A 1,797-nucleotide genomic window follows, 5' to 3' on the forward strand; every position below is an offset into this window, starting at 1 on the left:
CATTTCTTCATGTTATGGGCAATATTATTTTAAGCATTATCAGGTGGATGATGGGTTGGTGCATAATGCGGTAACCGCTATAATACAGGATAGTACAGGTTTGATATGGGTAGGTACCCGCGGTGGTTTAAACCGTTTTGACGGGTACTCTTTTAAAGCCTACAAAAACAATAATGATAAGTTCGGCAGCTTAGGAAATGATGTTATTAATTGTATAGCCGAAGATAAGAACAGGATGATCTGGATAGCCACAGGCAAAGGCATCTTTAAATATAACCCGTACAAGGAAGTGCTCACCGAGCTGGAAACTGTCCCGAAAGAATATACCAATAACCTTGTAATAGACAATGATAATAACCTATGGTTTCTCATCCAGTTTTCCCTGTACAAATACATACAGGCAGAAAACAGGGTGGAAAATTTAAAAACAAAGGCATCCTGTATTGCGCTGGACGCAAATATGAATTTATGGTTGGGAGATAATGATGGTAACATTCATATTTACAACCCAAAAGTAAAGCCTGATTCCAGGATAAGGATCGTTAATAAAAGCTTGCCTCCAAATGCCCGGTCTATCAGCAAAATATACCCAATTCATGATAACCAGCTATTGATAGGTTGTTTTAAGCAGGGATTAAAAAGTTACAATACTAAAACCGGCGTCGTCAGATCCTTATCACTGGATGCTGATGAAAGTAAAGACATATTTGTTCGCGACATTGCAGCGGGTAACGATGGTCAATACTGGATCGCTACCGAATCGGGAATTTATATTTACGACTTAGCCGCCAACACGAGCATTGGCCTGAGGAAACGGCCTGGCGACCCTTATGCCCTGGCTGATAATGCAGTGTACGCAGTATGCAGGGATAACCAGGGAGGTATGTGGGCAGGTACCTTTTTTGGCGGGTTAAATTACTATTCAAAGGTTAACGCGCGGTTTGAAAAATATTATCCCCTGCCGGGCGCTAACGCTATTTCAGGAAATGCGGTAAGAGAGATCTGCTCTGATAGCAGCGGTCACTTATGGATCGGCACTGAAGATGCAGGGATTAACAAACTGGATTTAAAAACAGGAATATTTACAAACTATACAGCTACAGGCAAAAAAGGCAGCGTTTCTTATTCCAATATCCATGGCCTGCTTTCCTGGGGAAATGAGTTATTTATCGGCCCGTTTTTGCAGGGCATGGAAATAATGGATATGCGTACAGGGTTGGTGACAAACCGGTTTAAATTGATTGGTGATAAGAACGGCCCGGTAAGTGATTTTGTTATTTCAATATACCGGACAAAAAACAATAAACTGTTGGTAGGGACAGCATATCGTAATGCCGGGCTATTTGAATATGACACCCGGCACAAAACATTTAAGCGTATCAGCCAGATACCATACAACACTTATGTTTACGATATATTTGAAGACTCAGCCGGAAATATCTGGACGGGCAGCGTAAAGGAAGGCGCATTTTATTATAATCCTGAAACCGGCCGGCACGGGAATTTACGTTTTGGCGATACCACTAAGGGAAAAACCATTAATGAATTTCCTGTGTACAATATTTTTGAAGACAGCAACCATGCTTTATGGTTTGCCACAACAGGGTGTGGGTTAATAAAACTTGGTCAGGACCGGAAAACCATCAAAAGATTTACAACCGCAAACGGGCTGCCCAGCAACGTATTGTACAGCATCCTGGAAGACCAGTCAAAACATTTGTGGATCAGCTCCTCCAAAGGCCTTATTTGTTTTGACCTGCATACAGAACGGGTAAAAGTGTACACACAAGCCAACGG

The 1,797-nt window shown here is 41.9% G+C and carries 1 protein-coding gene; it reads left to right on the top strand.

Features of this window, described 5'->3' with window-relative positions:
• Nucleotide 1: 1 nt before the first annotated feature.
• The coding region (locus VN105_RS02800; protein WP_414647220.1) for a ligand-binding sensor domain-containing protein at nucleotides 2–1,797 on the top strand (1,796 nt) is incomplete at its 3' end.

It is taken from the genome of Chitinophaga sp. (assembly GCF_035564935.1).
Taxonomy (GTDB): Bacteria; Bacteroidota; Bacteroidia; order Chitinophagales; family Chitinophagaceae; genus Chitinophaga.